General features: G+C 37.4%; 26 protein-coding genes and 3 pseudogenes. 22 read left to right on the top strand and 7 right to left on the bottom strand.

Translation table 11 applies throughout. The features are described 5' to 3' along the window. The first annotated feature begins 183 nt into the window (after window positions 1-183). The 6 genes from WG932_RS11255 to WG932_RS11230 all read left to right on the top strand — a co-directional run bounded on the left by WG932_RS11255 (window position 184) and on the right by WG932_RS11230 (window position 4,294). Window positions 184-609, top strand: coding sequence for a hypothetical protein (locus WG932_RS11255; RefSeq protein ID WP_483087999.1), 426 nt, complete (start codon window positions 184-186; stop codon window positions 607-609). Window positions 610-675: 66 nt separating this feature from the next. Further along, the gene (gene hxpB, locus WG932_RS11250) at window positions 676-1,338 is read left to right on the top strand and encodes a hexitol phosphatase HxpB (protein ID WP_483087998.1); all 663 of its coding nucleotides are present in this window, start codon (window positions 676-678) and stop codon (window positions 1,336-1,338) included. Window positions 1,339-1,664: 326 nt separating this feature from the next. Then, window positions 1,665-2,666, top strand: coding sequence for an alpha/beta fold hydrolase (locus WG932_RS11245; RefSeq protein ID WP_483087997.1), 1,002 nt, complete (start codon window positions 1,665-1,667; stop codon window positions 2,664-2,666). Window positions 2,667-2,989: 323 nt separating this feature from the next. Next, window positions 2,990-3,472 carry a hemerythrin domain-containing protein gene (locus tag WG932_RS11240; protein WP_483087996.1) on the top strand — a complete coding sequence of 161 codons (483 nt, stop codon included), beginning with the start codon at window positions 2,990-2,992 and terminating at the stop codon, window positions 3,470-3,472. Between the two features lie 9 nt (window positions 3,473-3,481). Further along, the gene (locus WG932_RS11235; RefSeq protein WP_483087995.1) at window positions 3,482-3,922 is read left to right on the top strand and encodes an RrF2 family transcriptional regulator; all 441 of its coding nucleotides are present in this window, start codon (window positions 3,482-3,484) and stop codon (window positions 3,920-3,922) included. A gap of 18 nt (window positions 3,923-3,940) precedes the next feature. Beyond that, window positions 3,941-4,294 carry a group III truncated hemoglobin gene (locus WG932_RS11230; RefSeq protein ID WP_483087994.1) on the top strand — a complete coding sequence of 118 codons (354 nt, stop codon included), beginning with the start codon at window positions 3,941-3,943 and terminating at the stop codon, window positions 4,292-4,294. A gap of 446 nt (window positions 4,295-4,740) precedes the next feature. Here WG932_RS11230 and WG932_RS11225 read toward each other — a convergent pair whose 3' ends face one another. Further along, on the bottom strand, window positions 4,741-5,112 hold the full coding sequence (locus WG932_RS11225; RefSeq protein ID WP_483087993.1) for a BlaI/MecI/CopY family transcriptional regulator: 372 nt from the start codon (window positions 5,110-5,112) through the stop codon (window positions 4,741-4,743). A gap of 306 nt (window positions 5,113-5,418) precedes the next feature. Here WG932_RS11225 and WG932_RS11220 point away from each other — a divergent pair, with 306 nt between their 5' ends. Further along, complete coding sequence (locus WG932_RS11220) at window positions 5,419-5,748, top strand: hypothetical protein (RefSeq protein ID WP_483087992.1); 330 nt, start codon at window positions 5,419-5,421, stop codon at window positions 5,746-5,748. A gap of 2 nt (window positions 5,749-5,750) precedes the next feature. Next, the gene (locus WG932_RS11215) at window positions 5,751-6,461 is read left to right on the top strand and encodes a hypothetical protein (RefSeq protein ID WP_483087991.1); all 711 of its coding nucleotides are present in this window, start codon (window positions 5,751-5,753) and stop codon (window positions 6,459-6,461) included. Between the two features lie 220 nt (window positions 6,462-6,681). Here the strand turns inward: WG932_RS11215 and chrA are convergent. Both chrA and WG932_RS11205 read right to left on the bottom strand, forming a co-directional pair. Beyond that, window positions 6,682-7,888, bottom strand: a pseudogene (gene chrA / locus WG932_RS11210) (chromate efflux transporter). Further along, a pseudogene (locus tag WG932_RS11205) lies at window positions 7,885-8,875 on the bottom strand (isopenicillin N synthase family dioxygenase). The pseudogenes chrA and WG932_RS11205 overlap by 4 nt, the downstream one beginning before the upstream one ends. 226 nt (window positions 8,876-9,101) lie before the next feature. Here WG932_RS11205 and WG932_RS11200 point away from each other — a divergent pair. Next, entirely contained in the window at window positions 9,102-9,869 is a 768-nt protein-coding gene (locus WG932_RS11200) for a hypothetical protein (protein ID WP_339677884.1), read from the top strand. A 102-nt stretch (window positions 9,870-9,971) separates the two neighbouring features. Here WG932_RS11200 and recO read toward each other — a convergent pair whose 3' ends face one another. Both recO and WG932_RS11190 read right to left on the bottom strand, forming a co-directional pair. Continuing rightward, window positions 9,972-10,571: a DNA repair protein RecO gene (gene recO, locus WG932_RS11195; RefSeq protein ID WP_483087990.1), complete on the bottom strand. Its 600-nt coding sequence runs from the start codon at window positions 10,569-10,571 to the stop codon at window positions 9,972-9,974. A gap of 11 nt (window positions 10,572-10,582) precedes the next feature. Beyond that, window positions 10,583-11,160: pseudogene (locus WG932_RS11190) on the bottom strand (thymidine kinase). A gap of 433 nt (window positions 11,161-11,593) precedes the next feature. Between WG932_RS11190 and WG932_RS11185 the strand changes: the two are divergent. From WG932_RS11185 to WG932_RS11170, 4 genes are read left to right on the top strand one after another with little or no spacing between them, the layout of a single operon-like run. Further along, window positions 11,594-12,136 (top strand): hypothetical protein, encoded by a 543-nt coding sequence (locus WG932_RS11185; protein ID WP_483087989.1) that lies wholly within the window; start codon window positions 11,594-11,596, stop codon window positions 12,134-12,136. 8 nt (window positions 12,137-12,144) lie between these two features. Beyond that, window positions 12,145-12,660, top strand: coding sequence for a hypothetical protein (locus WG932_RS11180; protein WP_483087988.1), 516 nt, complete (start codon window positions 12,145-12,147; stop codon window positions 12,658-12,660). Then, window positions 12,660-12,980: a hypothetical protein gene (locus WG932_RS11175; RefSeq protein WP_483087987.1), complete on the top strand. Its 321-nt coding sequence runs from the start codon at window positions 12,660-12,662 to the stop codon at window positions 12,978-12,980. Before WG932_RS11180 ends, WG932_RS11175 begins: the two co-directional genes overlap by 1 nt. After that, window positions 12,977-13,357, top strand: coding sequence for a 2'-5' RNA ligase family protein (locus tag WG932_RS11170; protein WP_483087986.1), 381 nt, complete (start codon window positions 12,977-12,979; stop codon window positions 13,355-13,357). The genes WG932_RS11175 and WG932_RS11170 overlap by 4 nt, the downstream gene beginning before the upstream one ends. A gap of 14 nt (window positions 13,358-13,371) precedes the next feature. Here WG932_RS11170 and WG932_RS11165 read toward each other — a convergent pair whose 3' ends face one another. Both WG932_RS11165 and WG932_RS11160 read right to left on the bottom strand, forming a co-directional pair. Continuing rightward, window positions 13,372-15,237: a hypothetical protein gene (locus WG932_RS11165; RefSeq protein ID WP_483087985.1), complete on the bottom strand. Its 1,866-nt coding sequence runs from the start codon at window positions 15,235-15,237 to the stop codon at window positions 13,372-13,374. A gap of 4 nt (window positions 15,238-15,241) precedes the next feature. Further along, window positions 15,242-16,339: an acyltransferase family protein gene (locus WG932_RS11160; RefSeq protein ID WP_014018263.1), complete on the bottom strand. Its 1,098-nt coding sequence runs from the start codon at window positions 16,337-16,339 to the stop codon at window positions 15,242-15,244. A 76-nt stretch (window positions 16,340-16,415) separates the two neighbouring features. Between WG932_RS11160 and WG932_RS11155 the strand changes: the two genes are divergently transcribed. The 9 genes from WG932_RS11155 to WG932_RS11115 all read left to right on the top strand — a co-directional run bounded on the left by WG932_RS11155 (window position 16,416) and on the right by WG932_RS11115 (window position 26,833). Beyond that, on the top strand, window positions 16,416-17,849 hold the full coding sequence (locus WG932_RS11155; RefSeq protein WP_483087984.1) for a family 20 glycosylhydrolase: 1,434 nt from the start codon (window positions 16,416-16,418) through the stop codon (window positions 17,847-17,849). Between the two features lie 26 nt (window positions 17,850-17,875). Next, the gene (locus tag WG932_RS11150) at window positions 17,876-18,190 is read left to right on the top strand and encodes a family 20 glycosylhydrolase (RefSeq protein ID WP_483087983.1); all 315 of its coding nucleotides are present in this window, start codon (window positions 17,876-17,878) and stop codon (window positions 18,188-18,190) included. Next, complete coding sequence (locus WG932_RS11145; RefSeq protein WP_483087982.1) at window positions 18,130-19,026, top strand: chitobiase/beta-hexosaminidase C-terminal domain-containing protein; 897 nt, start codon at window positions 18,130-18,132, stop codon at window positions 19,024-19,026. Before WG932_RS11150 ends, WG932_RS11145 begins: the two co-directional genes overlap by 61 nt. A gap of 470 nt (window positions 19,027-19,496) precedes the next feature. Beyond that, complete coding sequence (locus WG932_RS11140) at window positions 19,497-20,024, top strand: RNA polymerase sigma factor (RefSeq protein WP_014018261.1); 528 nt, start codon at window positions 19,497-19,499, stop codon at window positions 20,022-20,024. A 427-nt stretch (window positions 20,025-20,451) separates the two neighbouring features. Then, window positions 20,452-21,873, top strand: a complete 1,422-nt coding sequence (locus WG932_RS11135) for a hypothetical protein (protein ID WP_483087981.1) — start codon at window positions 20,452-20,454, stop codon at window positions 21,871-21,873. A 147-nt stretch (window positions 21,874-22,020) separates the two neighbouring features. Next, window positions 22,021-22,179 (top strand): hypothetical protein, encoded by a 159-nt coding sequence (locus tag WG932_RS11130; protein ID WP_483087980.1) that lies wholly within the window; start codon window positions 22,021-22,023, stop codon window positions 22,177-22,179. Between the two features lie 91 nt (window positions 22,180-22,270). After that, window positions 22,271-22,609 carry a hypothetical protein gene (locus WG932_RS11125; RefSeq protein WP_483087979.1) on the top strand — a complete coding sequence of 113 codons (339 nt, stop codon included), beginning with the start codon at window positions 22,271-22,273 and terminating at the stop codon, window positions 22,607-22,609. Next, window positions 22,606-23,313: a hypothetical protein gene (locus WG932_RS11120; RefSeq protein ID WP_483087978.1), complete on the top strand. Its 708-nt coding sequence runs from the start codon at window positions 22,606-22,608 to the stop codon at window positions 23,311-23,313. Before WG932_RS11125 ends, WG932_RS11120 begins: the two co-directional genes overlap by 4 nt. A gap of 325 nt (window positions 23,314-23,638) precedes the next feature. Beyond that, window positions 23,639-26,833: a SusC/RagA family TonB-linked outer membrane protein gene (locus WG932_RS11115; protein ID WP_483087977.1), complete on the top strand. Its 3,195-nt coding sequence runs from the start codon at window positions 23,639-23,641 to the stop codon at window positions 26,831-26,833. Window positions 26,834-26,835 lie beyond the last annotated feature (2 nt).

Raw genomic sequence — 26,835 nt, 5'->3', positions numbered from 1 at the left:
TCATACATTCAACTTTCATACATTCAACCCGGAATTCATTGTAATTTGACTATTCCATGTGGTTTATTGAGTTTATCTTTGCTAGGACTTGTAATACATTCATTGGATAGAGAAATTCAAAAATCCCTTATTACATTAATCCAAAAAGAACCTTTTTATAACAATATTTACATTTAAAAGTACATGATTTCTGAGAAAGCAATTTTAGGTTTTTGTTTATTATTCTGTTTAGCATGTTTTGGATGCATTACAGAGGAAGAAGGGAAATTGGACATTAACGATCCGGTTATCGACATTAGAAGTCCTGCAATAAATCAGACTTACGTTGCTGAGTGGGGAGGAGCCTGGCCTGAAGGTGAACCTGTACTACTTGAAGCCAAAGGGATGGACGATGTAAAGGTAGAGTCGATACAAGTCACTATTTCAAATAGTAAAGGTGATATTGTATTGGATAAGGTTTTTGAAAATCTAACAGATAATGATTTGGAACTTATATTATCGGAAAGTTTTACTGCTAAACAAGTAGATGTTTATTCAGTAGTGTTTACTGTGATTGATTCTAGCGGAAATAGAACGACATCAAATGCAAGAACATTTTCTTATGTTTGATACAGTTGATAGATCACTTTTATAAATGTAATTTCATTGGATTAAACAGGCGTAAACTTGATGATAATGAACAATAGTAAGGCTATTATTTTTGACATGGATGGAGTATTGGTCGATTCAGAGAGCTACTGGAAGCAAGCTGAATTTGAGGTGTTTACTTCATTGGGTGTTGTGGTTTCAGATGAACTTACAAACCAGACCAAAGCCATGACTACACTTGAAGTTACCCGGTTTTGGTTTGAAAGATTTCCTTGGGACGACCTTTCTTTAGAGGTTGTCGAACAGTTGGTTGTTTCAAGGGTTATTGCGTTAATAGAGACTGAAGACTGCCTGATTAAGGGAGTGAAATCCTTTGTTGAGAAGTTAAAGGATAAAAATTATAAAATTGGTTTGGCAACCAATTCCCCGGAAAGGATTATTCCTGTCGTATTGAAAAAATTAGATGCTTTACATTTATTTGATGTTATCCTTTCTGCTGACTCAGAAATTAAAGGTAAGCCGGATCCTGCAATTTATTTAAGTGCTGCTAAAAAATTAGGGACTGAACCAGAAGCATGTTTAGTAATTGAAGATTCCTATTCGGGGATGTTAGCAGCAAAAAATGCCGGCATGAAGGTTATGGCTTTTACAAATGGAGGTGTGGCTAAAAATGCTCCACTAGCTGACTTTTATTTAAACAGCATTGAAAGTGATGAATTGGAGTTTTATGAAGGTAATAATCTTATTTAAATAGATCGGCCTTAATCTCTTGCCCGTTGGGTTCATTTAAATTCCAATAGATTTAAAAACACCTTTCTTGCTCACCGGCTAGTATTTGAATCGAACTCAGGTTATTACGATTCATGAAAAGGTCTATTTCGGGTTGAATTTTGGAAAGGAATTTGTGGAGCTTAATGGAAAAGTAGGTGGGAACATTTCTAGAGTAAACCCGTTGGCTTAAGTGAAGTAAGAATAAAAGAATGGTTTAGATGGTATGATAAGCCTTATTTATACATAACCCAATCAAAAAAAGGATAGAAGCTAGGAGATTCCATTCCGGCAAAAATATTAGAAAAATGAAGAAGTTACTAACGATTTTAATTATAGTATTAGGCAGTTACCAAGTCAGCTCGGCACAGCAAAATGATTTGCAGTGGTTGGATATTGAACTTGCCAATTATGACTACCCTTATCCCGTTTCTTATTTGCCTTTACACATTCAAAAACAAGAACTAAAAATGGCTTTTATGGATGTGAAACCTGACGATTACAATGGGAAAAATATTGTTTTGTTTCATGGTAAAAATTTCAATGGCGCTTATTGGGAAACAACGATTGAAGCCCTGACAAAGGAGGGGTATAGAGTGATCGTTCCAGATCAAATAGGTTTTGGGAAGTCTTCTAAGCCGGCCAATTTTCATTATACCTTTCAACAACTTGCACGAAATACCAAGGCCATATTAGATTCATTAAATATAAAGGAAACAGCCATTTTAGGCCATTCTATGGGTGGGATGTTGGCGAGTAGGTTCGCTTTGATGTATCCCGAGTTCACTGAGAAACTAATTTTAGAAAATCCTATTGGGCTTGAAGATTGGAAACTTAAGGTTCCTTATAGGCCTGTGGAATGGTGGTACCAAAATGAATTGAAAAAGAGTTACAAAGGAATAAAAAAATATCAGCTTGAAAATTATTATGACAATAAGTGGAAACCTGAATACGATCAGTGGGTTAACCTATTGGCTGGATGGACATTAAATTCTTCCTATGAAACAATTGCTTGGAATTCTGCGCTGACCTATGATATGATATTTACCCAGCCCGTGGTCTATGAATTCCAAAATATCTCTGCTCCAACATTATTGATTATCGGAACCCGAGATAGAACTGCACTGGGAAAAAATTTGGTGTCGGATGAAGTAAGAAAAACCATGGGGTTATATGATCAATTAGGAGGAATTACAAAGGATCGGATACCAAATGCGGAGTTGGTTGAACTTTCTAACATCGGTCATTTGCCTCATATTGAAAATTTCGATGGTTTTATTTCTCCTTTGCTTAATTTCTTAGAAAAATAATTAGTAGTTCTGTGGACAAAGGGTGATTTGAATTGTACTATTTTGAACGAATTGGAACTTATTAATATCAAGTTTAGGTTCATTTACTAAGCTTACTTCCCCAATATGTTCATACAATCTAATTTATTGGTAATCAAAATCACCGGCTATTGCACTAAGGGTAGATTTTAATTATAGGGTAGTTATTTTAGAAAGTGAATGTACAAATAAGGGAGTGGTGAATAAAAGATTGTTTTATCCTCTAAATGGCATTAAACTGCTTACCTTTGATTTGTTTCATTAAATATGGGCTTTTCGGGCTCTATTTGTAAAGTTAACCTTGTATGGGAAAACCATTAAGGAGACATCCTGCTTTTGTACCTGTTTCTAGAGATCACCATTTTGGGCTGCTGTTGGTTTGGAAGGTCCGGCAAGGACGAGAAAAAAGTATCGTACCGGAGCGACTTCTAAATTATGTAAAGTATTTTTTCTCCAATCATATGGAGCCTCACATTTCACTGGAGGAGTCGGTTATTTTTACCTATATGGCAAAAAACGATTTATTAAGGAAAGAAGTAGAAAGCCAACACCGGAATATACAGAAAGCTTATAAAGAGTTAAGTAAATTCAAAGAGGATGAGTTATTGACCAAGTTGGATGAATTTTGTCATATGGTAGAAGCTCACATCCGTTTCGAAGAAAGAAAGCTTTTTCAGTATATGCAAGTAGAATTGCTAAATAAAGAATTGGAAGAATTGGAAGGAAAAGTAGCAGCTTTTCACAAGCCTGTCACAGAGGATTGGGAGGATAAATTTTGGGTTAAATAATCAAATATTATGTTTTCAAAAGCTTGTGAATATGGCATTAAGGCAGTGATTTACATTTGGTCTAAAAGTGCAGATGGAGTCAAACTAGGTGTCAAGGATATTTGTAAGGAGATTGATACTCCGGAATTTTTTACTGCTAAGATTTTGCAATCACTAGCAAAACAAAATTTAATAAGTTCTACAAAAGGTCCAAATGGAGGGTTTTATATTAGCAAGGAGCAAGAGAATATGAAATTACTTGCTGTAGTTGAAGCGATTGATGGTGATAAACTTTTTAGAGGCTGCGGATTAGGATTGAAACATTGCAATGAAAATCACCCTTGTCCGATTCATGATGATTATAAAATAATTAGAGAAAATTTAGTTAAATTGCTCTCAGAGAAAACCATAAGAGAATTGGCAAAGGAAGTGAATGAAGGAAAAGCTACTTTGACTACTATTGGGGTATAAATTTAATAGGATTGTAAATTGGAGAAAGAAAAAGGGGATTTAAAATCCTTAACCCAAATAAAAGAATTAGTGGACCTGTTTTACGAAAAAGTTAGAATGGATCCGTTAATCGGGCCTATTTTTGAAGAAAAAATAAAAGGCAATTGGGACAAGCATTTAGAAAAAATGTATCAATTTTGGCAAACAGTATTGCTGAGTGAACATACCTATTATGGAAGCCCTTTTCCACCCCATGCCAATCTACCTATAGATCAGAATCATTTTGAACGTTGGTTGATGTTGTTTCAGGAGACCCTTCGAGAGAATTTTTTGGAGAAAAAGCAAATGAAGCAATGTGGAGAGCTTCTAAAATGGCTGAAATGTTTCAGTTGAAAATAGCCTATTACCAAAACAGAAATATTAGCCCATTGGGTTAATTTTAGGCGAATTCATTTTTAGTGTTTGCTTAATTTTATTAAAATGTTTACGATTCAATCATTACCAAATCAATAGGGTACTTTTGAGTGTTTTGGATAAGTTCATGTGCAATGATCATTTTGGTTTTTTCAGATCCTTCTTTTGTCTATCTCATTAACTTGATTAATGTATTAATTTTTTTAGCAAATAAGAGGCTGGTAATGAATACATAGTCTAAAAAATACCAAAATTCTGTAGGGATAGTATGAGGTGTCCGCGTCGCTTCTATCGCATGAGTGGTACTGCTGTGAATCAATACAGGATAGCTAAGATTAACAGCGCTTTCCTGTTAAAATTATAAGGGTAGGCTAATAAATGGTACGGCCATGGCGGAGGGAAGTAGAAGCAATAGTGCCCAAGCATCATTCTTTTCTACGTTTAATCTCCATTTCTACAAGTCCTTTCAATTCCTCCAACTCTTCTGTAGTTAAATCTGCCTTCTTGGTAAAAAAAGAGGCAAATTGAAGGGGTGAATTAGAGAAAAAATCTTTTATGATGGTTTTTACCTGTCCTGAAAAATATTCCGGCTTTTCTACAAGGGCATAGTACTGTCTAGAATTACCAAACATCTTGAATCCAACATATCCTTTTTGTTGCATACGCTTCAATAGCGTTGCAACCGTGCTAGGAGCAGGTTTCGGTACCGGGATAATCTCCAATAGCTCCTTCATGAAAATGGGCTGGTTAGACCAAATCAGCTCCATTAACTTTTCTTCAGATTTAGACAACTTCATTCTACATGTTTGAAATTTGTTCTACAAATGTAAACAAATAAATTTTATTTTCAATAACTATTATGAATGATTATTTAGTATTCGGTTTTTCTAAGATGAAAAGTTTTAAGCGAATGTAAATAGGTGATTTATATAGGGTAATAGGTGTACAGATGTTTCTTTTTTATCCTCAATGCTGCATTTACAATCTAATAAAAGATAAAATTATCCTAAAATATGGGTAGCTTTGTTTTATAGAATAGCTTGGGAATTAGGGATGCGATACGAACACTTTTCCCGAACTCATAGAATAAAATCAAGGGGTAAATGAGAAAATCTTGGCTGCTAATTTCATTGATTAACTTTTTTATTGCTGCTTTAATGGGTTTATTGCTCCGGGCTGCATTTGTATGGGATTTATATTGGATGGAATACAAAAACATGCTGCATGGACATTCCCATTTGGCACTATTGGGTTGGCTATATCTGGGTTTATTTGTTTTAATTCATGGACGCTTTTTGGATAAAGAGAAAGCTTCAAAAGCTATTTATACCCGGCTATTTTGGTTGACACAATTTTCAGTGGTTGGAATGATGCTCTCTTTTCCACTGCAGGGTTATGCAGGATTTTCAATATTTTTTCCTCACTTCACATAGTTTTGAGTTATGTATTTGTATATCGGGTATGGAAAGACCATCGAAAGGAAAGCATTCAAATAACCCTTTTATTAAGAACAGCATTGCTCTTCCTTTTGATTTCTACTTGTGGAGTTTGGGCTGTAGCTGTGATCATGGCAAATGGAGGTGGGGGAGGAGTTCTCTATCAGGTAGCCATTCAGTTTTACCTTCACTTTCAATTCAATGGTTGGCTTTTGTTCGGAGTTTTGGCCTTGATAATAAATGATTTTAAGCCTAAATTTTCACCATTTGGTTTTCAAAGCTTTTATTTCCTAATGTGCCTCAGTCAAGTCCTTACTTTTGGTTTGATTTTATTTTGGGCTTACAGATGGAATTGGACTTTTGGTGTTAATTTTATAGGAGTGGGGTTACAGTTATTGGCTTTGGGGGCGCTTCTTTCATTAAGAAAAGATTTTAGGTTTAATCTAACCAGGCTTCCTGCGGCCCACTCTTTTTTATTGCTGGCCTTTATTGTAGGGGTGATTAGGGTAGTTGCTCAAGTTTTGCTAATTTTTCCGGATATTGCTGATCTTGCTGTTTCCTTACGCACAACAATTATTGGTTTTATCCACCTGAATATGTTGGGCTTATTTTCTGCTTATTTATTGTATTCTTTCTTCAAAAATCAAGCCTTAGTTACCTATAATAAGCAATTTAAATGGGTAGTTATTCCTTTTTTATTGGCTTTATAGGTTCCGAGTTGATCTTGTTTTTCCAAGGATTTTCCACATGGCGTTCTTGGCATGTATTGTCATATTACCATGAGAGTTTGTTAGCCTTCAGTGGGTTTATTCCCCTTGGTATTGCGGTTTATATTGTATTATTCCTTAAGTATTATTCATATCGGCCGGCAGAACCATAGCTGAATGAAATCTTTACAAGCAAAAGGGAATCAAGGATTTTTAGTTGAGTCTAGATGCTATTTAAGATCCATTGGTAAATTAAGCCTATTCCTACACCCAGAACGATGATCAAAGGAGAGGGGATTTTACTATATCTCAAAAGAATATAGGTGCCGATAATAATAATTATATTAATGAAATTGTTTTCCATGGGCTCGAATAGAAGGTAAGCTGCAGCGATCAACATGCCGCAACTCACCGCATTGATGCCTTCTAAAGCTGCCCTAACTGGACGGTATTTTTTAAACCATCCCAAAATCGAATCACAAAGAAGATTAGAAAAGTTCCGGGGAGGAAAATTCCTGCAGCGGCTACCAAGCCACCTGTAATCATTCCCGCTGCTCCCCATTCTCTCATGGACAATGCTCCAATATACGAGCTAATACTAAAAGTTGGTCCAGGGATACTTTGGGATATTGCATAGCCTGTTAGGAATTCTTCAGAGCTCAGGTAGTTTTTAAACTCAACAAACTCAGTGTATAAATAGGGGACCAAAACCTGCCCTCCTCCAAATATAAGGGAACCATTTCTATAGAAGTTTTCAAATAGTCTAATGGGTAAAATTCTTGTATAATGCCCCAGTACAGCCGCTACAATCAATACCGTTGCCCAAACAATAAAATTGTCCCAAGAGATTTTAATTTCAGATTTTTCTTCAATCACAGGTTGTTTATTGTAATTATGGGTAGTGATTAAGCCTCCAATGACCAACATGATGGGAAAAATAAAGGGAGAATTATAAAAGAAAGCGATAAAGGCTGAAATCATCATTAAAATTGCAGCTTCCACTGAGTGGATCATTTTTTTTATGGTGATTTGGGAAGCATAAATTATATAGCCTATGGCCATGGGCTGAATAAATTTGGCAAAACTTAATTCACCTTTGGTATGGGACTGCAGGTATTCTATTAAAAATGCCGTACTTATCATAAGTAGGGTGCCAGGAAGTATCCATACCAATAAAGAAAGGTAGGCAAGGTTTGGGCCTCCCACTCTAAAACCTATGGCTGATACAGTCTGAGTGGAGGTAGGACCGGGCAAGACTAGGCAGAGTGCATTCAGTTCCAGCAGATCCTTTTCGGTGATATACCTCCTTTTTTAACCATTATATCGATGACCATGGCCAAAAATACCTGCGGCCCACCAAAAGCTGTCAGAGAAAGTATGAGCACATCTTTTAGATATATATAATACCTTACCTTCCTGATGGTGGTCATAAGTAAGTCTTATTTTTCAGGCCTAATTCTTTTAGTCTTTCATCTAAAAACTCACCAGCGGTGCAGTCTTCAAATGCTTTTGGATGGTCTTGATCCACACAAGAGTCTAGGCAACTAAGATCCATTTCTGATCTTGGATGTAAAAAACGGAATGGAATACCTACTTGTATTCATCAGTTCGCGTGGTGGGTTGACCACCCTGTGGATGGTTGACTTGAGCTTTTTATTGGTCAATCTTTCCAACATGTCTCCTACATTTACCACCAGCTGATCCGGTAAGGCAGTAATTGGGATCCATTTACCATCTCTTCTTAGCACTTGAAGGCCATCAGCACTGGCTCCCATCAGTAAAGTGATTAGGTTGATGTCCCCATGTTCTGCAGCTCTTACAGCATCCTCGGGCACAGCATCGGGATCTGTGATCGGAAAATAGTGGATGGAGCGAAGGATAGAATTGCCATTTTCTATTTTACTATCAAAATAGTTTTCCTTTAGACCTAAGTTCAATGCGATAGCTTGAAGCATAATCTTTCCTGCGGCTTCAAGGGTTTGGAAAACCTTAATTGAAATATCCTTGTATTCGGGAATTTCTTTAGGCCAAATATTGGCGACATATTCTTCTTTTACAGGGTCATCATTTGATATTTGGTCAAGTGGCTGACCAACATGATAAAATTCTTTTAGGTCGCCCGTATTTCTTCCTTTGGCATGTTCTTTTCCTTTTCCTGTATATCCTCTTTGAAAGCCTATCTCAGGCTTTTCATACTTGGATTTTTTTTCATCAGGAAGTGAGAAAAAGTTTTGGATGGCCGCATACAATTCATCTTGCATGGCTTGGTCAAGTCCATGATTTTTTATTGATACAAAACCAATGTTTTCATAGGCTTCTCCCAGTTTGCTAACAAATGCTGCTTTTTTACTCTTATTACCGGAGATAAAATCGGCCAAGTCTAAGCAAGGAACTTCTTCAAATAAAATATCGCTCATTTGATTTTTAAGTTTAATGCAAGGTAATTTTTTTATTGTTAAAAATAAATACCTTTGATTTTTGATTCTTTAATAGAAACTCAAATGGAATTTATTTGTAAAATAACCATGGTTTCTGTTCCCGAGGTAAAGCTCGGAATCAAAAGTAAGGTTTCTTCATAGTAATTTCCAATATATTAAAATAGAAAAGGTACCAAGCTCGTTTGCCTTTTATAAACAATCAAATATGAATTATTGGTATAAACTTCTAGGTGCAGCTATTGCTTCAGGGCTGATGGTAGCATGTGATTCATCAACCAACAATACCGAAGGATCATCTGTACAGCAAAATGAAGATCAATTGCCTGAAAAAGAACAACCTTCGGTGCTTCCGATTTTTGAGAAATTCCAACCTAAAATGAATCCGGATGCAATGCTTGACATATACAATCCTTTTGGCAATGAAGATTTTAAAATAGGTAAAGTGGCTTTTTCTTTTAATATTAGAAACCACGGTTTGGGTCGGCAAAATCCTTTGATGCTTTCTCTGAATGGGGGAACGTCTCAAGCCTATGACCAGCCAAATTTTCAATTGGACCTAAATCAAGGAACATACCGTGCTGTAGCCTATTTACTTAATGAGGAGGGTTATGCTTTAAAGGAATACGGAAATTTTTCTGCCCGTGATTTTACTGTTGGAGGTTCTAAGCCATTTCCGGAGGATGATACACCTTATTTAATTCTTCACCTTCCCAATGAAGCACAGATTTATCCATCCGATGAACCGGTAGTGGTAGACTTTTTATATTTAGGAGGAGGGCCTGAAACGGATGGGGTGGAAGTTCATGTTGTTGTAGATGATTCTGCTTTTACCTTGAAGGAAGTTGCAAGTGTTAAAATTAAAAACCTCTCAAAAGGAACACATCAGGTAAAAGTTAGTTTGAGGGATGCGAAAAGTGGAAAAGAACTAGATGGTATATTCTCAAGTTATACTCGAAACATTCAAATTCAATAAATATATCCCTTTCGGCTTAGGAGAGTAGGGTCCTTAGCACCTGAAGCGATTTTATTTCCCCAAACCCATCAATGTGAATTTTATAAAATAAGATCCAGTCATCTAAAAGTTGCCTTTTAATATTTCCCGGTACCTGGGGGCAACCTGCGGTTCCTCTACTAAAAGTTGGTTTAAAAACTGCAATTTAATTTTATAATTACTCCCTGTTTGATCAACAGGCAATTGTAAGAAAAAGTCGGCCGCATCCTCAGGTTCAAAACCTAAATATCGTGAGGTGCTTATTAAAAAGTAGAGAGCAAAAAGCCCAGGTTGGTAATCCGCTGCATCAAGGGACAAAATCTTAACCCTTAGATGATCAAAAAGTAACTCATTTTGATAGTTGTCAAAGACGACTTTCCCTAGTACTTCTGCCATAAACATACTGATTCCCGATCGAATGAAATCAAAAGGAATTCGCTGAAAGCTTAGATCTGATTTTATTTCCGAAATTCTCTGAATATTTGCATTCTCTTTGTCATAAACGACCATATCAACCAATGTTAGCGGCTGAAATAAGGCAACCTTTGAAGCGGATTTGCTTGACCTCACTCCATTTACAACATAGGATTTCAAGCCCAACTCTCGGGTGAATATCTTAGTAATAATCGATGTTTCCCTGTATTTGGTGTAACCGATTACAATTCCTATAGTTTTTTTTAGCATCTGCCGCCAATTTACAGGTTATAAAAACACTTTCGACAGCGGGCTTCATAGCTCTCTTTTTCACCCAACATTACTTTGGACTTATCTCCGGAAAGTCTGAAACTATAAGATGCAAGGTCCCCACATTTCATGCAAATCGCATGCACCTTGGTTACGTATTCTGCGATAGCCAATAATTGTGGCATAGGTTCAAAGGGCTTGCCCTCAAAATCCATGTCTAAGCCGGCAACAATAACCCTAATGCCATTCTTTGCCAATTGTTCCACCACCGGTATTATTTGCGCATCAAAAACTGAACTTCGTCAATACCCACTACATCACAATTTCCTGCAAGTAGTAAAATGTCATCTGCGAATTGGACGGGAGTAGAACGGATTATGTTTTCATTGTGTGAAACTACATTGTTTTCATCATACCTTTTGTCAATGGCAGGTTTGAATATTTCCACTCTTTGTTTGGCTATTAAGGCCCTGTTTAGCCTTCTAATCAATTCCTCAGTTTTACCGGAAAACATTGAGCCACAGATTACTTCCAGCTGTCCTTTTGGTCCGGATTTCCCGGTTTTCCCTAGCGATGGCTCAATAAACATAATTTCTGGATAAGGTAAAAAATCAATACTTCAAAAGATGCTTAATTTATAGATTGGTTAAGACCTCTTAAATTTAAGCATACGAAATTAATGGATTTAAATTTATTAATAAAATTATGTGGAATAAATGGCTTTTTCATCAACTGAACTTTGATTGATTATTTTATTGGCCTTTAGAATGTATTGGTTCAAAAGGCCGGAAGAAGCATAAGCACAAATTAAGCTCAAGTTGATTGGATGGTCTCTAAAATAAAAATGGTAATTAAATCTATTAAGGCGTTGGTTATGAATGAGGTAGGAAAGAGACTTGGCGGCATTGAATTACATGTAAATGGTTGCTTTTATTTTTGACCTTCACATTTTATCCTGCTACTTTATTTAAAGAATAAATTACATAACTTTACCCTAGTGAAATAGGGGAAAAACAAGTAACATGGCAAAACAAATGACTTTAGATCAGGATTATATTGACAGTTATTCAAAAGATTTTTCAAAGAGAATCTGTGACAATCATTTTACCAATAAAAAAAGAATCAGTGGGCAAGAGATTATAGAATTAAGCGCTTCTACCCAACTAAACCTAATGGTAATTAGGGAGCTTTTTGAGGATTGGCAAAAACAAGTGGACTCCTTTACCCAAAACCCTTATTTTGATTACAGTGACAGTATGGTCAAGGAAGCTTTGGCCTCTTTTATGAATGTACTTTCACGGGCAATAAGTATTGAAAAATCAGATTTTGAGCCCTTATTGACCAAGGCTGTTGCTAAAACCCTTCATTTGGCCATTGAGCCTGTTTCATTTATGGAACGAACCTTAGAAGAATTGACCAAAGATCCTGCCTCTCAGATAAAAGAGTTAAAGAAGTATATCAAATGGCATCGTGCAGCTTGGGAGTCAGCAGCGGATGATTTGGCTGCTGATCCGGGCAATCTTTTTGGAAACAAAAGCTTTATGAGGGTTTTGAAAAGGAAGTAGATGAGTCCATGCAACCTGTGGTTTTACTTGACCCTTTCCAAGAAATACTGCCACTGGATTTTAAACGTTTGGTTACTGAGGTGCCGGAGACTATTGTAGCACAGGTGGAACCTGAGGTGATTGAAGAAGAAAAAGTAGTTTTTTCCCATTATATCATTGAAGAAGAAACAAAAGAAGAAATACAAGGGAATGATTCATCTGAGAAAGAAGGTATAGAAACCATAGACCCGGCAATAGTTTGGGCCAAGTTTGATACAGAGGAAAACCCTTACATGAAAGGTAGTATTGCGCAACTTAAAGAGGGGATGGGAATCAATCAGCGCATCATGTTTACGAAAAGATTATTTCAAGGCAATCCTGATTTAATGGAACAAGCTATTATTGAATTGGATGAAACCGAAAGCTTTTATGAGGCCATTGATTTGCTGAATCATAGTTTTGTAAAAAGTCTAAACTGGGACATTCATTCCGATGAGGTGATGGAATTGCTGCAATTGATTTTCAGAAAATACGATTCAGAATAATGGGGCTTATAAACCATTATGCCACCCTGCATGAATCAGCTCTTTCCATCGTCAGGAAGGAGGGGTTTTCCATAGATAAGGAATTGAATAACCCAAAGGACCATAGAAGAGGACTAACCCTTTTGCTACGACCTAATCCTAGGTTAATAGAGGCCTTAAATCAATTTATTTTCGAAGGTAAGTCCCTTTTTCCGAATCAATATTTTTATCCACCTACAGACCTCCACCTGACCATAATGCCCATTATATCCTGTTATGAAGGCTTTTCTTTGGATAACCTGGATTTGAGCACTTATGATCAATTGATAAAAATTCCTTGAAAGGCATCTGTAAGTTTGAAATTAGATTTGAGGGAGTATTTGCCTCCCCATCTTGTTTGATGGTCAAAGGGTTTCCTCTTGATGAAAATTTAATGAATTTAAGACAAAATTTGAGGAAATCTTTTGCTACTTCAAATGTAGAACAATCTTTAGACAAGCGTTATAAATTGGTTGCTGCCCATAGTACTTTGGTCAGGTTTACAAAACCCATTGAAGAAAAAGAAAAGGTATTTGCCTTAATTGATGCCTATAAAAATTTCAATTTTGGGACACAGTATTTTGATCAAGTAGAATTTGTCTACAATGATTGGTACCAGAGGAGGTCTATAGTCAGAACTTTGCATACTTATCCACTTCCATTAAAGCCAATGGGATAGGCATTTTGTGTTCCTTACCTTTTTGGGAAAGCAAATACATTGTCTATATAAAATATGCCCAAAGCCACTTTTGTATCAGATCCCGGTAATGGAGGCTCAGGGTCTTCGTTGGGAGTTTTTCTATTGGGAAGATCCCTATAGGCACCTGTCCTAAAAGAAATTCTTTCTACTGATTTTACAGCAACTGTTAGCGGTAACTTTTTTGCTACTACATTATCATTCCAATACAAGTCATAAAACCCATTAATGCCTGCATGTAGGTCTAATTTTAGGCTATGCCATTTGTTATAGCCGAATTGGCCTAGATTCACTTCCTTATGTCCATCGTGATATATCAAATCTCCCAATTCTGTAAGTTTTAAACGGATTGGTCGATTGCCAAATTGGTCAGTGATCTCCATCTCCATTAAGCCTTTGTTGATTTCAGGGACCATAAAATCCCAGCCGATTTCAATATTTTGGCTGTTTTCAAATACCCTAATGGCCCTGGCATAATCATAAGGGTCCTCATCCGAAAGTTGCAAGGCCATACCTGAGTTTACGGGAGACTTTACAACGTTTACCGGAGCCCATCGAGGAGAATAAATGTTCCAGTTTGGAATGGCTCCATTTTCCGATAGTTGGTTAAAGTCTTCTTTCACAGGGCCATTTACAGCATACCTGATTGGTATGGGCACTTTACTTACCCACATGTCTTCCTTGTTCATACTGTAGGTAAGCCACATATCTTCACCCGGAGGGTTTCCATTACCTTCCACGATACCTCTGACATAACATGGACCAAAATCTTTCCATCTACCATAAAATCTTCGGGGAGGAACTTCGCCTTGAACCAAAACCATGTCATCAAAAATAATTCCGTCATCAGAGCTAACTACGATAAGCGGGTACCTGTATTCATCAATTTTTATGGGGTTATAAATCAAAGCATAGCGATTGTCTTCAGTTTGCTGCGCCCATATTTTACCACCTGCCATGGTGAGGGTTTCGGCCTTAACAGGGGTGGAAAAGTGTTTTCCCCCATCAGTAGACAAAGCAGTTGCGGATCTTTTCCAAAAACCTACTATTGCCCCATCTTTTCTTGAATAGTAAGAAAATGCTTCTCCGCCACGTTTACCTGTATAAAAGCCATCCAAACCATTGTCTTCATCTCTCCATTGTAGGGTGATCAGGGTATTGGCCAATAACTCTTCACAAGCGGCAACAAAAGCCTTGTCCTTGGATGTTTTATAAAATGGGTAAGAGGTGTTGGTTTCATTCCACTGGGTATGGCTATTGTATCGAATAAAATAAATAGGTCCATAACTACCATCTTCTTTTACCTCTCTCACCACTCTTCCGATACCTCCCTTTTCAAAAGGATCTTCTGTATGTCCATAAAAAGCAAGGGTAAGTAATTTATTGCTTTTACTTACATAGAAACCCATCCTTTGATGCATCATATAGCCATCATACCCTTCAGGAATTTTGACACCTGCAGGCGGAACATAGGGTGGGAAAATAACTTCCGGCTTTGACCATTTCCTGCCATCTTTGGAAGTAATCATTAGGGTTTGGCCGGGCGCAATGTGCTCATCTACCGGATTGCTTAGGTATTGTTGATAAAATGTACCTTTCCAATAAGCCAAGTTAGAGGCGTGGTTATAAGTCCATCCATGGTCATCTGCCATTTGGGGATGGGTTCTGTTCACCCGTAACGTTTGTCTGCTGTCAACACCAATAGCATACCTTAATCTTCCTTCGTGAAGGTCGGGATCTATGCTGTTTCCTCCTATATAGCGCACAGGTTCGTGGATGCTGCCTGTTTGGCTACAAACGGTTAGCGGTAAACTAAAGAAGAAAAATAGGCGACAATAAAAACAAAGGTTACGGGTAATCATTGAATCAGAGTTTTATAAATATTTTTTTCTTGTAAAGGATGTAAGCAGGGATGAAATTAATCATAACAAACAAAATTGCATAAAGCATACTTACCAGGTTTACAGGAAGCCCGATACCTGTGAACAGGTCCAAAAAGTGGGCGTTTAGTGATTGACCTCCAATTTCAAATCCATAAAACACCAAGGACAAAACATCAGCCAAAACGTAAACAGAAATAGCATTGGCACCGAAAATGATCCCAACAGAGGTACCTTTCTTTTTACCAAGAATATCTACCAAGAAATAGCTTGCCCCCAAACCGAGAAATCCTGCTCCACCGGTAATCAACGTAAAAGAACTGGTCCAAAGGTGCTTGTTTATAGGGAAAACTTGAGCCCAAAGTAAACCGATCAGTACAAGTACAAGCCCTATAGACATAAGGTAATTTGATTTCAAGTTTTCGTTAAAATTTGACAATAGGATTCTTCCGGCTAAAAGTCCTAGAATACCTGTTACTATAGCAGGAAGAGTTGTGAAAAATCCTTCCGGATCCCAGGTCCCTTCCCACATTTTACCAGGCAAAAACATGCGGTCGATCCATGCAGCAAGGTTTCTACCGGGTTCTAACAACACTACTCCCTCATCTGGGGTTGGAATCAATGTCATACACAGCCAGTAAAATACAAGTATACCTCCACCTAAGTAGGCTTGCTTTTTCCAGCCTACATTTAAAAATAGAAATGAACTTGCCAAAAAGACAATTGAAATTCTTTGTAAAACCCCTGCGATGCGCATGTGGGAAAAATCGAAATCGGGAATGAGATTAAGAAAAATACCTAAAACGAAAAGCTTTATCGCACGAATAATAATTTTTTTATACATACCGGCTTTGGGAACGCCTTCATCAAGTCTCTTAGAATAAGCGAAAGCCACAGACACACCTACCATGAAAATGAAGAATGGAAAAATGAAATCTGTCATTGTCATTCCATGCCATTCTGCATGCAATAAGGGTGGATATACATGACTCCATGATCCCGGGTAATTCACTAGAATCATGGCAGCTATGGTAAATCCCCGGAGCGCATCCAGAGATATCAATCTTGTAATTGTAGGCTTCATACAATATATTTTTTTTATTTAATAGTCAATTTAATACCATAAGGTGTAATAATAAGGCTACTTAAACATTTTAATTATGAATAAAATCACTCAGATCTTTACCATTTTAATTTTAATAAATGGGTTTTTTGCCTGCCAAACATCTCCGAATTGGAATGAAACGGTGGATAATATTTATATCGATTGGGAATTAAAAACCAACTTCACAGCAGAAGTAGGACAGTTCGAGGCTGTTTTTGGAATAGAAAATCAAAGCAATCATTTGCTTGGCGAAAAAGACTGGGCATTATTTTTTAGCATGTCACCAAGAGGTATAGTCTCTACTGAAAATGCTGACATCACTCATATCAATGGAGATTGGTATAAAATTACTCCTATCAAAGGTTTTTCTTTGGCCCCCGGAGAACGGATAGAAATTCCTTATGTGGGGATTGAAGGCGTGATCAAAGAAACAGATGCTCCTATGGGTATGTATTTTGTTTTTTATGAAGAAGATGGGGAGTCTGAAGAAATTGTTGCTGTAAATAATGTAGAAGTTAAGCCGTTTGTGGAGGATCAGCAGCGTTTGAGAGGGACTATGGATAAAGAATCCCCTTATTCAGCAGAGAGTCAATATGATAGCAATTCCCAGTTGGTAAAATTGGAAAATGAAGATTTAATGCCCATTATTCCTACTCCCTTCCAAGTGAAAAAAGGAGAGGGTGATTTTATTATCGAAGAAACCATTACAATTGGTTTTGAAAAAGGGCTATCCAATGAAGCTGAATACTTAATGGACAAATTAAGTGAACTGACAGGAGAAAAATTTTCAATAGAAGAGGTAAGTGGTATTCATGCCGGGATTGCTTTAAAGCTTGAAGATATCCAAGTCAACGGGAAAAGTGAAGAAGCTTATCAATTGTTAATTGACCAAACAGGAGTTACCATTTCAGGGAGCGATCCTGCTGGAGTATTTTATGGATTGCAAAGTTTATTGGCTCTTTTGGGAAATGAAGCTTACTTAAATCAAAAATTGCCATTGACTTTACCTTATATAAGTATTGCTGATGCACCAAGATTTGGTTTCAGAAGTTTACATATGGACGTAGCGAGAAATTTTCAAAGCAAAGAAACCATAAAGAAGACATTGGACATCATGTCTCATTATAAGTTAAATCATTTTCTTTTTTATACTACTGAAGATGAAGGGTGGAGGGTTGAAATCCCCGGCTTGCCGGAATTGACAGAAGTAGGCGCACAAAGAGAACATACTCAAAGCATGGATGACCCTGTGGTTCACCCGGGTTATGGATCAGGTCCATTTGCTTATGAAGAAGGAAAAAATGGGAGTGGATTTTATACTAGAGAAGAATTTGTGGATATTCTTGAATATGCTAAAGCGCGACATATAACCGTGATTCCAGTACTCAACTTTCCAGGGCATGCACGAGCAGCGATCAAGTCTATGGAAAAAAGATATTTAAGATTAATGGAGGAGGGTAAAAAGAAGAGGCAGAAGCATATCGTTTAGTAGATCCTGAAGATCAATCTGAATACATGTCTGCGCAATCATTCAAAGACAATGTGGTCAATGTAGCTAGTGCCTCAACTTATGATTTTTACCTTAAAGTAGTAGACGAGTTGGCAAAAATGTATGAGGATGCCGGATTGGAACTAAGGAAAATGCATTCAGGAGGAGATGAAGTGGCTGAAGGAGCATGGACGGCTTCTCCTCAAGCCAAGAAGCTTTTAGAAAGTTTGCCCGAAATCAGTGATCCAAAAATCTCCAAACTTACTTTTTTAGTACCCTCTTGGATAAGTTGGCGGATAGGGACTTGGAAATGCATGTGTGGGAGGAGATGGTACTGTTAAAAGATGAATCTGGTGTTTATAAACCCAATCCGGATTTTGCGGGCAAAAACGTTGTGCCTTATATATGGAACAATATGTTTGATTATCCGGATCTGGGATATCAATTAGCCAATATGGGCTATGAAGTAGTTTTATGTAATGTGTCCAATTTTTATTTTGATCTGGCCTATAGCAATGATCCTGAAGAACCGGGCTTATACTGGGCAGGGTTTGTCAATACCAAGAATGCTTGGGCCTTTGCTCCGTATGATTGGTTCAAGACTACTTATAAAACCAGTATGGGGGAAGTTATTGATAGGGAAAAAGATTTTAAAGACATGGTTAGGATTGACCCTGCTGCGAAAAACAATATTATCGGTCTGGAAGCACAATTGTGGACAGAAACGGTAAAAGGTCCTGAAATGGCAGAGTATTACATGTTTCCTAAGATGCTTGGTTTTGCAGAGAGTGCATGGGCGGCTGAAAGAGATTGGGAAAAAGAATCTGACTTGAAGAAAATGGATCAAAAAATCACCAAGGGCTGGAATGAATTCGCCAATAGAGTTGGGCAAACAGCTTTTCCAAAACTGAAATGGTGGAATGGAGGCTTAAATTACCGTGTGGCTCCTCCCGGGGCAAAAGTTGTGGATGGTAAACTGCATGCTAACGTAAATTTCCCAGGCTTGGAAATTCGGTATACCACAGATGGGACAGAACCTACTATTGCATCAAATACCTATACAGGACCTATAGAAATAAATGAAGAAGTAAAATTAAAGGTTTTTGATAATACAGGTAAAAGCAGTAGGTCCATAGTGGTGGCTCCAAAAGTATGGGAGTTGCGGGAATCAAAATAAAAAATATAATTTATTTTGATTTTCTTAAGTTATGCTTACGTTTTATACGGTTGGGCTAGTTTCGAAGTGGTGAAAAAGAATTTTATTCTATATAATGTGTGATTTTCAAAACTTTAACCCTCTTGCAGGGTTTTGGAAATCGTAAATTCTTCGATTTAATAATTCCGTGATACAATGAAAAAATAAAATAAAAACTTAATGTATAATAATATAACACAATTTTAATTTTGGGGTAATATTTAGACAAATTTTGTAATCAATTCATTAAATTTTTATAAATAAAATCATAAACCATTCATTTACAATTATTAGCGATTTCTCATTTTTCGCAAAATGAAGATTTAAATACGTGATTTGCGCAGAAATTACCAATTTATTCCTTGATATTCATGAATAATTAGATGGCCAAATAGGATTTGAATATTCTATTTGGTCTCTAAATACTTTACCAAAACATAAATACTTGGAATATGGAACAGCCTGACAAAAAAGTAATGGATGGTTTTCGAAATGGTGATAGAAAAGCCTTTGAAAAAATTTACCAATATTACAGAGTACCTGTAATTCGCTTCAGTGTTTCCATAATTAAGGATGAACAGGAAGCTGAGAATATCTACCATGAGGTATTCATGAAAATTCTTAAAAGGAGAAAAAATATCAAACCGGAATTAAATTTTAATTCTTATGTTTTTACTTCTGTAAAAAATGAAATTTTTGACTACCTCAAGGCCTTAAACAAAAACAAAACTTTGAAAGAACAGTTTTGGGACAGGGTTCATCAGCAAGAAGATGATTGCGCTCAAGTAAAGGAGGAGCAGTTAACCAAAATGGAGCAAATTATCAGAAACCTATCCCCCAAAAGAAGGCAGATATTGGAGATGAACTATTTTGAGAAAAAGTCTTACAACGAAATAGCAGACCTTTTGATGATTTCGAAAAATACGGTAAAAAATCAATTGGTAAAGGCAAAGTTTATCCTTCGAAAGGAGATGGAGTAATTTAATTTATTGAATTTTTTGAAATGGATTAAACGAAGTTGGATTCAATTGAGCAACTTTGTTTTCATGGGATTTTTATTGCCCAAATTTATTTTTTCTTCCACTGCTTGCATAAGGAATTGGGCCTGAAATCGGTAGGACTCAGGACGTATTTTTTCATTTCGTTAGACCTTGGACTCACCATTGCTATTAATTATAAATTTTGGTGGTGAATTATCCAAGAATCCATGATTGCTCGCAAATAATAATATTTATTTTTTACGATTTAGTTTATACCTCGGTCTGGTAAAGAAAGCTTTTACGAATAAATCTTCTGTAAAATTGTATAAGAATAGTAAATAATAGTAGGAGAAATTACATTTTTCAAAGTATAACTTTAGTGTATGCCTTTAATACAGTGTTTTAATCTTATAAATTAAATGGTCTCATGACTAAGGTCAATTGGTTTTTACTGCTTTTTATTTTCACACTTAGTTTTCAGGGATTTTCTCAACATACCTTTATTGGGAGCAATAGAGAGCTATTTGTCGATGATTTTTTAATTGATCGGCTAGATGGGGCAAGCCTGAAAATGCACGTACCCACAGATGAAGGAGTTGCCTTTTATTTAGACAAACCTTGGGAAGGAAAATTTTCGACCTACACAACAATTATCCATGACCAAGGAGTTTTTAGAGCTTATTATCGTGGTTTGCCTGATGTGGTAGAGGGAAATAATCAAAGGTTGACCTGTTATGCAGAATCCAAAGATGGAATTGATTGGTACAAACCAAATTTGGGTATTCATGAAATTAAAGGATCGAAAGACAACAACGTGATTTTGGTTGATGAAGAGTTAACGCCGAATTTCACTCCTTTTTTGGATACAAACCCTAATGCAAAAGCTGAAGAGAAATTCAAAGCATTAGCCGGAAAACAAGCTACCGGTTTATTTGCTCTTTCATCAGCAGATGGGATACACTGGGTTAAAATCCAGGATAAGCCAGTTTTGCAGGAGGGTAATCTTGACTCCCAAAATGTAAGTTTTTGGTCTACTACTGAGAATAAATACTTGGTATTCTTCAGATCTACTGACTCAGGATTTAGGTCGGTGAGCAGGTCTACTTCTACTGATTTTAAATCGTGGGATAAAGGGATTGCAATGACCTTTGGTTCTGCTCCTTTGGAACATATATATACACAACAGACAAGCCCTTATTTTAGGGCTCCACAAATATATTTAGCCGTTGGAGCTAGGTTTATGCCGGACAAACAGGTTTTGACTGATGGACAAGCTACTGAAATGGGGATTGACCCTAATTATTATAAGGCCTGTTCAGATGCTTTTTTGATGACTTCCAGGGGAGGGAATCAATACCGAAGGTATTTTATGGAATCCTATATTAGGCCCGGGATTGGGTTAAATAATTGGGTGTCAAGGACCAATTATCCGGCTTTGAATGTAGTTCAAACCAGTCCTTATGAAATGTCCATTTATGTAAATCAAGATTATGCACAATCTACAGCTCATTTAAGAAGGTACTCCATAAGATTGGATGGCTTTGCCTCTCTGTCTGCAGGATTTGCCGGTGGGGAAATGATTACCAAGCCTTTTGTTTTTGAGGGCAATGCCTTGGAGTTAAATTATTCCACCTCTGCTGCAGGTGAGATATATGTAGAATTACTTGATGAAGATGGCAATAAAATTCCTGGCTTTTCCAAAGAAGAATGTCAGCCAATTATAGGAAACGAGTTATCTAGACCGGTATATTGGAATAATTCTACCAATGTTTCTCGGCTTTCCGGCACAGCTGTCAGGATGAAAATATATTTAAAAGACGCAGCTATTTATTCATTTAGATTTTATTAAAATGTTGGTATTAAAGAAAAACACACTATTTGCCTTATTCCTTTTTGTTCAAAGCCTCGCCTTGGCTCAAATCCCTAATATTGGCACAAACCGGGAGTTGTTTGTCGATGATTACCTGATAGAAAAGTTAGGGGGGCTGAATTAACTTTGCATGAACCAATTGATCAAGGAGAAGTGATAAGGTTTGAAAAGCCTTGGGAAGGGGCTTTTTCAGCTTATTTCACAGTCATTAAGGATGGGGATACCTATAGGGCCTATTACAGGGGGTGCCCGAAGCAGGCAGTGATGGGAATGATGCAGAGGTAACTTGTTATGCCGAATCCAAAGATGGAATTAATTGGGTCAAGCCGGATCTTAAACTATTCACGGTGAATGGCACCAAAAAAACAATGTAATATTGGCAAATGCTGCACCGGTTACCCATAATTTCAGCCCATTTGTGGATAGCAACCCCTTGGCCAAAAGCTCCCAAAAATACAAGGCCTTAGGCGGTACAAAAAAAAGTGGCTTGGTAGCTTATGTTTCCGCAGATGGAAAGGAGTGGAGGAAGATGCAGGAGGAGCCGGTTTTTAGGGATGGGGTTTTTGATTCTCAAAATGTAGTTTTTGGTCTGCTAGTGAAGAACAATACGTTTGTTACTTTCGAACCTGGACAGGGGATGGTTACACCGGATTTCGCTCAGTTGGAAGAACCACCTCAAAGGACTTTATCAATTGGACAAGCCCGGTTCAAATGAGTTTTGGAAACACACCCTATGAGCATTTGTATACCCAACAAACAAGTCCTTACTTTCGTGCCCCTCATATTTATTTGGCCATTGGGGCTCGATTTATGCCTAACAGGAAAGTAGTAAATGACGAAGAAGCCAAGAAATTGGGAGTAAATCCTAAATATTATAATGATTGTTCAGATGCCATATTAATGTCCTCTAGAGGTGGAGGGGCTTATCAAAGACAGTTTATGGAATCTTTTATAAAGCCCGGAATAGGTTTGCAAAACTGGGTTTCAAGGTCCAATTATCCTGCGTTGAATATTGTGCAAACGGGCCCTACCGAAATGTCTGTTTATGTAAACCAAGATTATGCCCAGCCTACTGCACATCTTAGACGGTACGCTATGAGACTGGATGGTTTTGCTTCTTTGTCTGCCGGTTATTCCGGAGGTGAAATGACCACTAAGCCATTTATATTTGATGGAGGAACCTTGGAATTGAATTATTCAACCTCTGCTGCCGGAGAAATTTTAGTTGAGCTATTGGATGAAAATGGAAATAAATTACCCGGATTTTCCAAGGAGGAATGTCAGCCTATCATAGGTAATGAGATTTCGAGAACAGTTTATTGGAACAAATCCTATGACCTGACCAAGCTAGCAGGTAAGCCCATTAAAATGAGGATTTATTTGAAAGATGCGGACATATACTCTTTTAAATTTGATTGATAATTCTTGAGAATGGTAAGGGGCTAATTTTATACCAAATTAACTTATAAAGCAGAGGGGACATTTGCTTATTGCAGGAATGTAATTCCTAATTTCAGATAAGATTGTATTAAGTGAATCCTAAGAAGCCAACAAATATTTACATGAAGAGCATGAACCATATTTAAATTATAATATTGTTAAAATTCACTTAAAATCTTTGTAGATCTCAGATTTAATTCATTGAAATATTGTATTAATAATGTAAAATAAAGTATAAGAAAACAATTAATTCATATAATATCTTTGGTATGTACATTAATGTACCGTATTAAATTATTATTATATGAAAAAATATATACAAGAATTACGTCTCTTTGGGCTAATGATCCTGTTAATGGTCATTGCTGGATCGGAAGGTTATTCACAGGGTGCCAGAGAGGTTACCGGGACCATCACAGATGAGTCTGGAGAGTCTCTACCCGGAGTGAATATTTTGGTAAAAGGTACCGCTGTAGGTACAGTTTCAAACATTGATGGAACGTTTAAGATTGCCGTTCCGTCAGACAATGATATACTGGTATTTTCATTTATAGGATACAACAATCAAGAGATAAATATCGGGAATAAAAGCTCAATAAATATAACCCTTACCTCCACTCTTTCAGACATGGAGGAAGTTGTAGTTATTGGTTTTGGAGAGCAATCTAGGGAATTATTAACCACATCTGTATCTAAAATGGATGAGCGTGTTCTTGATAATGTTCCATATTCCAATGCTGCCTCCGCTATGCAGGGAACATTGGCAGGAGTGAGAGTGCAGACAACTTCTGGGCAGCCCGGAGCAGCTCCTCAAGTGATTGTTAGGGGAGGGACATCTATTAATAATCCAAATGGAGCAGCTCCTTTGTATGTTGTGGATGGAGTAATCAGGCCCGATATCAATAATATAGCACCAGGAGATATTGAGTCATTTCAGGTACTAAAAGATGCTGCATCTACTTCGATCTACGGTGCCAGAGGATCCAATGGTGTGGTTGTCATTACCACGAAGTCTGCAAAATCAGGCTTTGTGTCAGCAACCTATTCGGGGAGTTATTCCTTGTCACAACCCGGTAGTTTATATGACCTTGCTTCGGCAAGGGATTATTTAACTTTTGCAAGAAGGGCGATGATAGTCCAGGATATCTTTCCTGATGCATCCTTTAGACTGACCAATCCGGTGGGATTCGGAACAGGAAATGACCTGACCAATAATACGGCTTATACTACACAGTATTTAACTTCAGAAAATGAATACAAATTAAATGAGGGATGGGAAAGCATGCCCGATCCCTTGGATCCTTCCAAAACATTGATCTTTCAAGATACTGACTGGCAGGATGTATTGTTTAGAACGGCAGCCATCCAGAATCATCATGTTTCCGTTTCCGGAGGAACAGAAAAGGCAAAAGTCAGTGCAAGCTTAGGGTATCTTGACAATGAAGGGATAGCGATTACTACAGGATACAAGCGCTACACCATGAATGTAAACGGAGATTTTAAGGTGAGTGACAAATTTAGCTTTTATGGCATTGTCAATTACGCCAATTCAAAAGACAATCAAGTAAACAGTATTACCAATATTTTTGCTAGGGCAATTACTTTACCACCAACGACCAAGTACACATTTGAGGATGGTACTTTGGCACCAGGGCAGGCATTGAGTGAGGGTAATCCTGAGTATGTTTTAAGAAACAGGGTGGCAGAAAATAGGGTAGAAAACCTTACCTTCTCCGTTGGATCAAGATGGCAGATAACACCGGAGTTTAGTTTTGACCCTCAACTTTCCATCTATAACAGGACGAGTGATTCTTACAATTTTCAGCCGGCTGTCTTAAATGGGCCAACTAACCTGGTTGACAACAGGGCAGCCAGTGCTACTATATCTAAGTGGAGACAAACACAAGTGGATGCAGTTTTTCATTATTCCAAAACCTTTGGTGATGCCCATAATGTAAATGCAACAGCTGGATATGCGTATTTTGGAAGAAATACATCTTCCCTTTATGCTGCAGGACAAGGTGCTTCTACAGACCTTATCCCTACTTTAAACGCTTCAGCTGAGGCGACAAGTGTTAGCAGTTCTATTTCGGATCAAGTCATTCATGGTTATTTCGGTAGGGTTAATTATGATTTTAACTACAAGTATTTGGTTTCAGTAAATGCAAGATACGATGGTGCCTCTAATTTAGGAGCCAATTATCAGTGGGGCTTTTTCCCAGGCGTGGCATTGGGTTGGAACATGCATAATGAGACCTTTTGGGAAACTTTGCCACAAAATATTTTCAGCAAGCTTAAAATCAGAACAAGTTATGGTATCAATGGAAATATTGGAAATTTAGGTGATTTTGCAGCGCAAGGAGCTTATGGTGTTGGTTATAGGTACGGTGGATATGCAGGTATTCAAAATACAATAATTCCTAACCCTGAATTGAAATGGGAGCGGTCTAAAACTTTGAATTTCGGTGCGGATCTTACATTATTTGACCGTTTAGGGATTATTTTGGATGTGTATAGGAGAGTTACAGATAACCTGATAACCGATCTGGCCTTGGCACCATCCACTGGTTTTGCCAGTACCCTTACCAATCTGGGAAGCTTAGAAAATAAAGGGGTTGAAATCGAAGTTAACTACAATATTTTACCGGCAGCGTCTGATTTTCAATGGAATCTGGCAGCGAATCTGGCAACCCTTCAAAATAAAATTTTAAAACTTCCTGAAAATGGTGTGGAGAACAACCGAGTTGGAGGGTATTATGTATGGGATGCGTCTATTGGTGATTATGCCTGGAAAGGTGGTCTTCAAGAAGGAGGACAACTTGGAGAGTATTATTCTCACTTGGAATTAGGTGTTTATGCAACTGATCAGGATGCAGAAAGTGCACCATCTGATATCTACAAAAGGTACCCAGATATTTCTTTTGGCGGAGATTATATATGGGACGATTTAGATGACAATGGAGTCGTAGATGAAAAGGACATGGCATATGTGGGTACTGAATTTCCTACACTAACAGGAGGTTTTACAAATACTTTTTCCTACAAAAACTTAATGCTTTCCCTGCGAATGGATTATACCATGGGCCATACTATATTTAACTATGCCCGGGCATTTATGGAAGGGCAGTGGAAGCTAAACATGAACATGACCCAAAACCTTATAGACAATGGATGGCAAGAACAAGGTGATATCGCCAGCTTGCCAAGATACGATTGGGAAAGTACCAGGGCACAATACAATGTCTTTCCAACACGTACAGGACAGGGGTATTATGAGTCTGGTGATTATCTGGCCATACGAGAACTTAGCATCAGTTACAACTTGCCGCAAAGCTTGTTAACGCCTGTGCATTTGCAAAATGTCAGGCTAAGTGTAACCGGAAACAATCTTTATTATTTCACCAAATATCAAGGACTAAATCCGGAATTTGGTGGACGAGATTACGGTAGGTACCCCATTCCGAGAAACTTTATTTTCGGACTAAATATTACCTTTTAATT

It is taken from the genome of Cyclobacterium sp. SOCE241 (genome assembly GCF_056867545.1).
This window is presented reverse-complemented; position numbering and strand designations above follow the sequence as displayed.

What these genes read in the sequence shown, in the direction of transcription:
- WG932_RS11225 (WP_483087993.1), bottom strand. Translation starts at nt 5,112, where the DNA reads ATGAAGTTGTCTAAATCTGAAGAAAAGTTAATGGAGCTGATTTGGTCT.
- hxpB (WP_483087998.1), top strand. Translation starts at nt 676, where the DNA reads ATGAACAATAGTAAGGCTATTATTTTTGACATGGATGGAGTATTGGTC.
- recO (WP_483087990.1), bottom strand. Translation starts at nt 10,571, where the DNA reads ATGCTAAAAAAAACTATAGGAATTGTAATCGGTTACACCAAATACAGG.
- WG932_RS11120 (WP_483087978.1), top strand. Translation starts at nt 22,606, where the DNA reads ATGAGTTTTGGAAACACACCCTATGAGCATTTGTATACCCAACAAACA.
- WG932_RS11200 (WP_339677884.1), top strand. Translation starts at nt 9,102, where the DNA reads ATGAATTATTGGTATAAACTTCTAGGTGCAGCTATTGCTTCAGGGCTG.
- WG932_RS11175 (WP_483087987.1), top strand. Translation starts at nt 12,660, where the DNA reads ATGGGGCTTATAAACCATTATGCCACCCTGCATGAATCAGCTCTTTCC.
- WG932_RS11220 (WP_483087992.1), top strand. Translation starts at nt 5,419, where the DNA reads ATGAGAAAATCTTGGCTGCTAATTTCATTGATTAACTTTTTTATTGCT.
- WG932_RS11140 (WP_014018261.1), top strand. Translation starts at nt 19,497, where the DNA reads ATGGAACAGCCTGACAAAAAAGTAATGGATGGTTTTCGAAATGGTGAT.
- WG932_RS11240 (WP_483087996.1), top strand. Translation starts at nt 2,990, where the DNA reads ATGGGAAAACCATTAAGGAGACATCCTGCTTTTGTACCTGTTTCTAGA.
- WG932_RS11135 (WP_483087981.1), top strand. Translation starts at nt 20,452, where the DNA reads ATGACTAAGGTCAATTGGTTTTTACTGCTTTTTATTTTCACACTTAGT.
- WG932_RS11180 (WP_483087988.1), top strand. Translation starts at nt 12,145, where the DNA reads ATGCAACCTGTGGTTTTACTTGACCCTTTCCAAGAAATACTGCCACTG.
- WG932_RS11165 (WP_483087985.1), bottom strand. Translation starts at nt 15,237, where the DNA reads ATGATTACCCGTAACCTTTGTTTTTATTGTCGCCTATTTTTCTTCTTT.
- WG932_RS11185 (WP_483087989.1), top strand. Translation starts at nt 11,594, where the DNA reads ATGGCAAAACAAATGACTTTAGATCAGGATTATATTGACAGTTATTCA.
- WG932_RS11235 (WP_483087995.1), top strand. Translation starts at nt 3,482, where the DNA reads ATGTTTTCAAAAGCTTGTGAATATGGCATTAAGGCAGTGATTTACATT.
- WG932_RS11160 (WP_014018263.1), bottom strand. Translation starts at nt 16,339, where the DNA reads ATGAAGCCTACAATTACAAGATTGATATCTCTGGATGCGCTCCGGGGA.
- WG932_RS11150 (WP_483087983.1), top strand. Translation starts at nt 17,876, where the DNA reads ATGTCTGCGCAATCATTCAAAGACAATGTGGTCAATGTAGCTAGTGCC.
- WG932_RS11115 (WP_483087977.1), top strand. Translation starts at nt 23,639, where the DNA reads ATGAAAAAATATATACAAGAATTACGTCTCTTTGGGCTAATGATCCTG.
- WG932_RS11155 (WP_483087984.1), top strand. Translation starts at nt 16,416, where the DNA reads ATGAATAAAATCACTCAGATCTTTACCATTTTAATTTTAATAAATGGG.
- WG932_RS11255 (WP_483087999.1), top strand. Translation starts at nt 184, where the DNA reads ATGATTTCTGAGAAAGCAATTTTAGGTTTTTGTTTATTATTCTGTTTA.
- WG932_RS11245 (WP_483087997.1), top strand. Translation starts at nt 1,665, where the DNA reads ATGAAGAAGTTACTAACGATTTTAATTATAGTATTAGGCAGTTACCAA.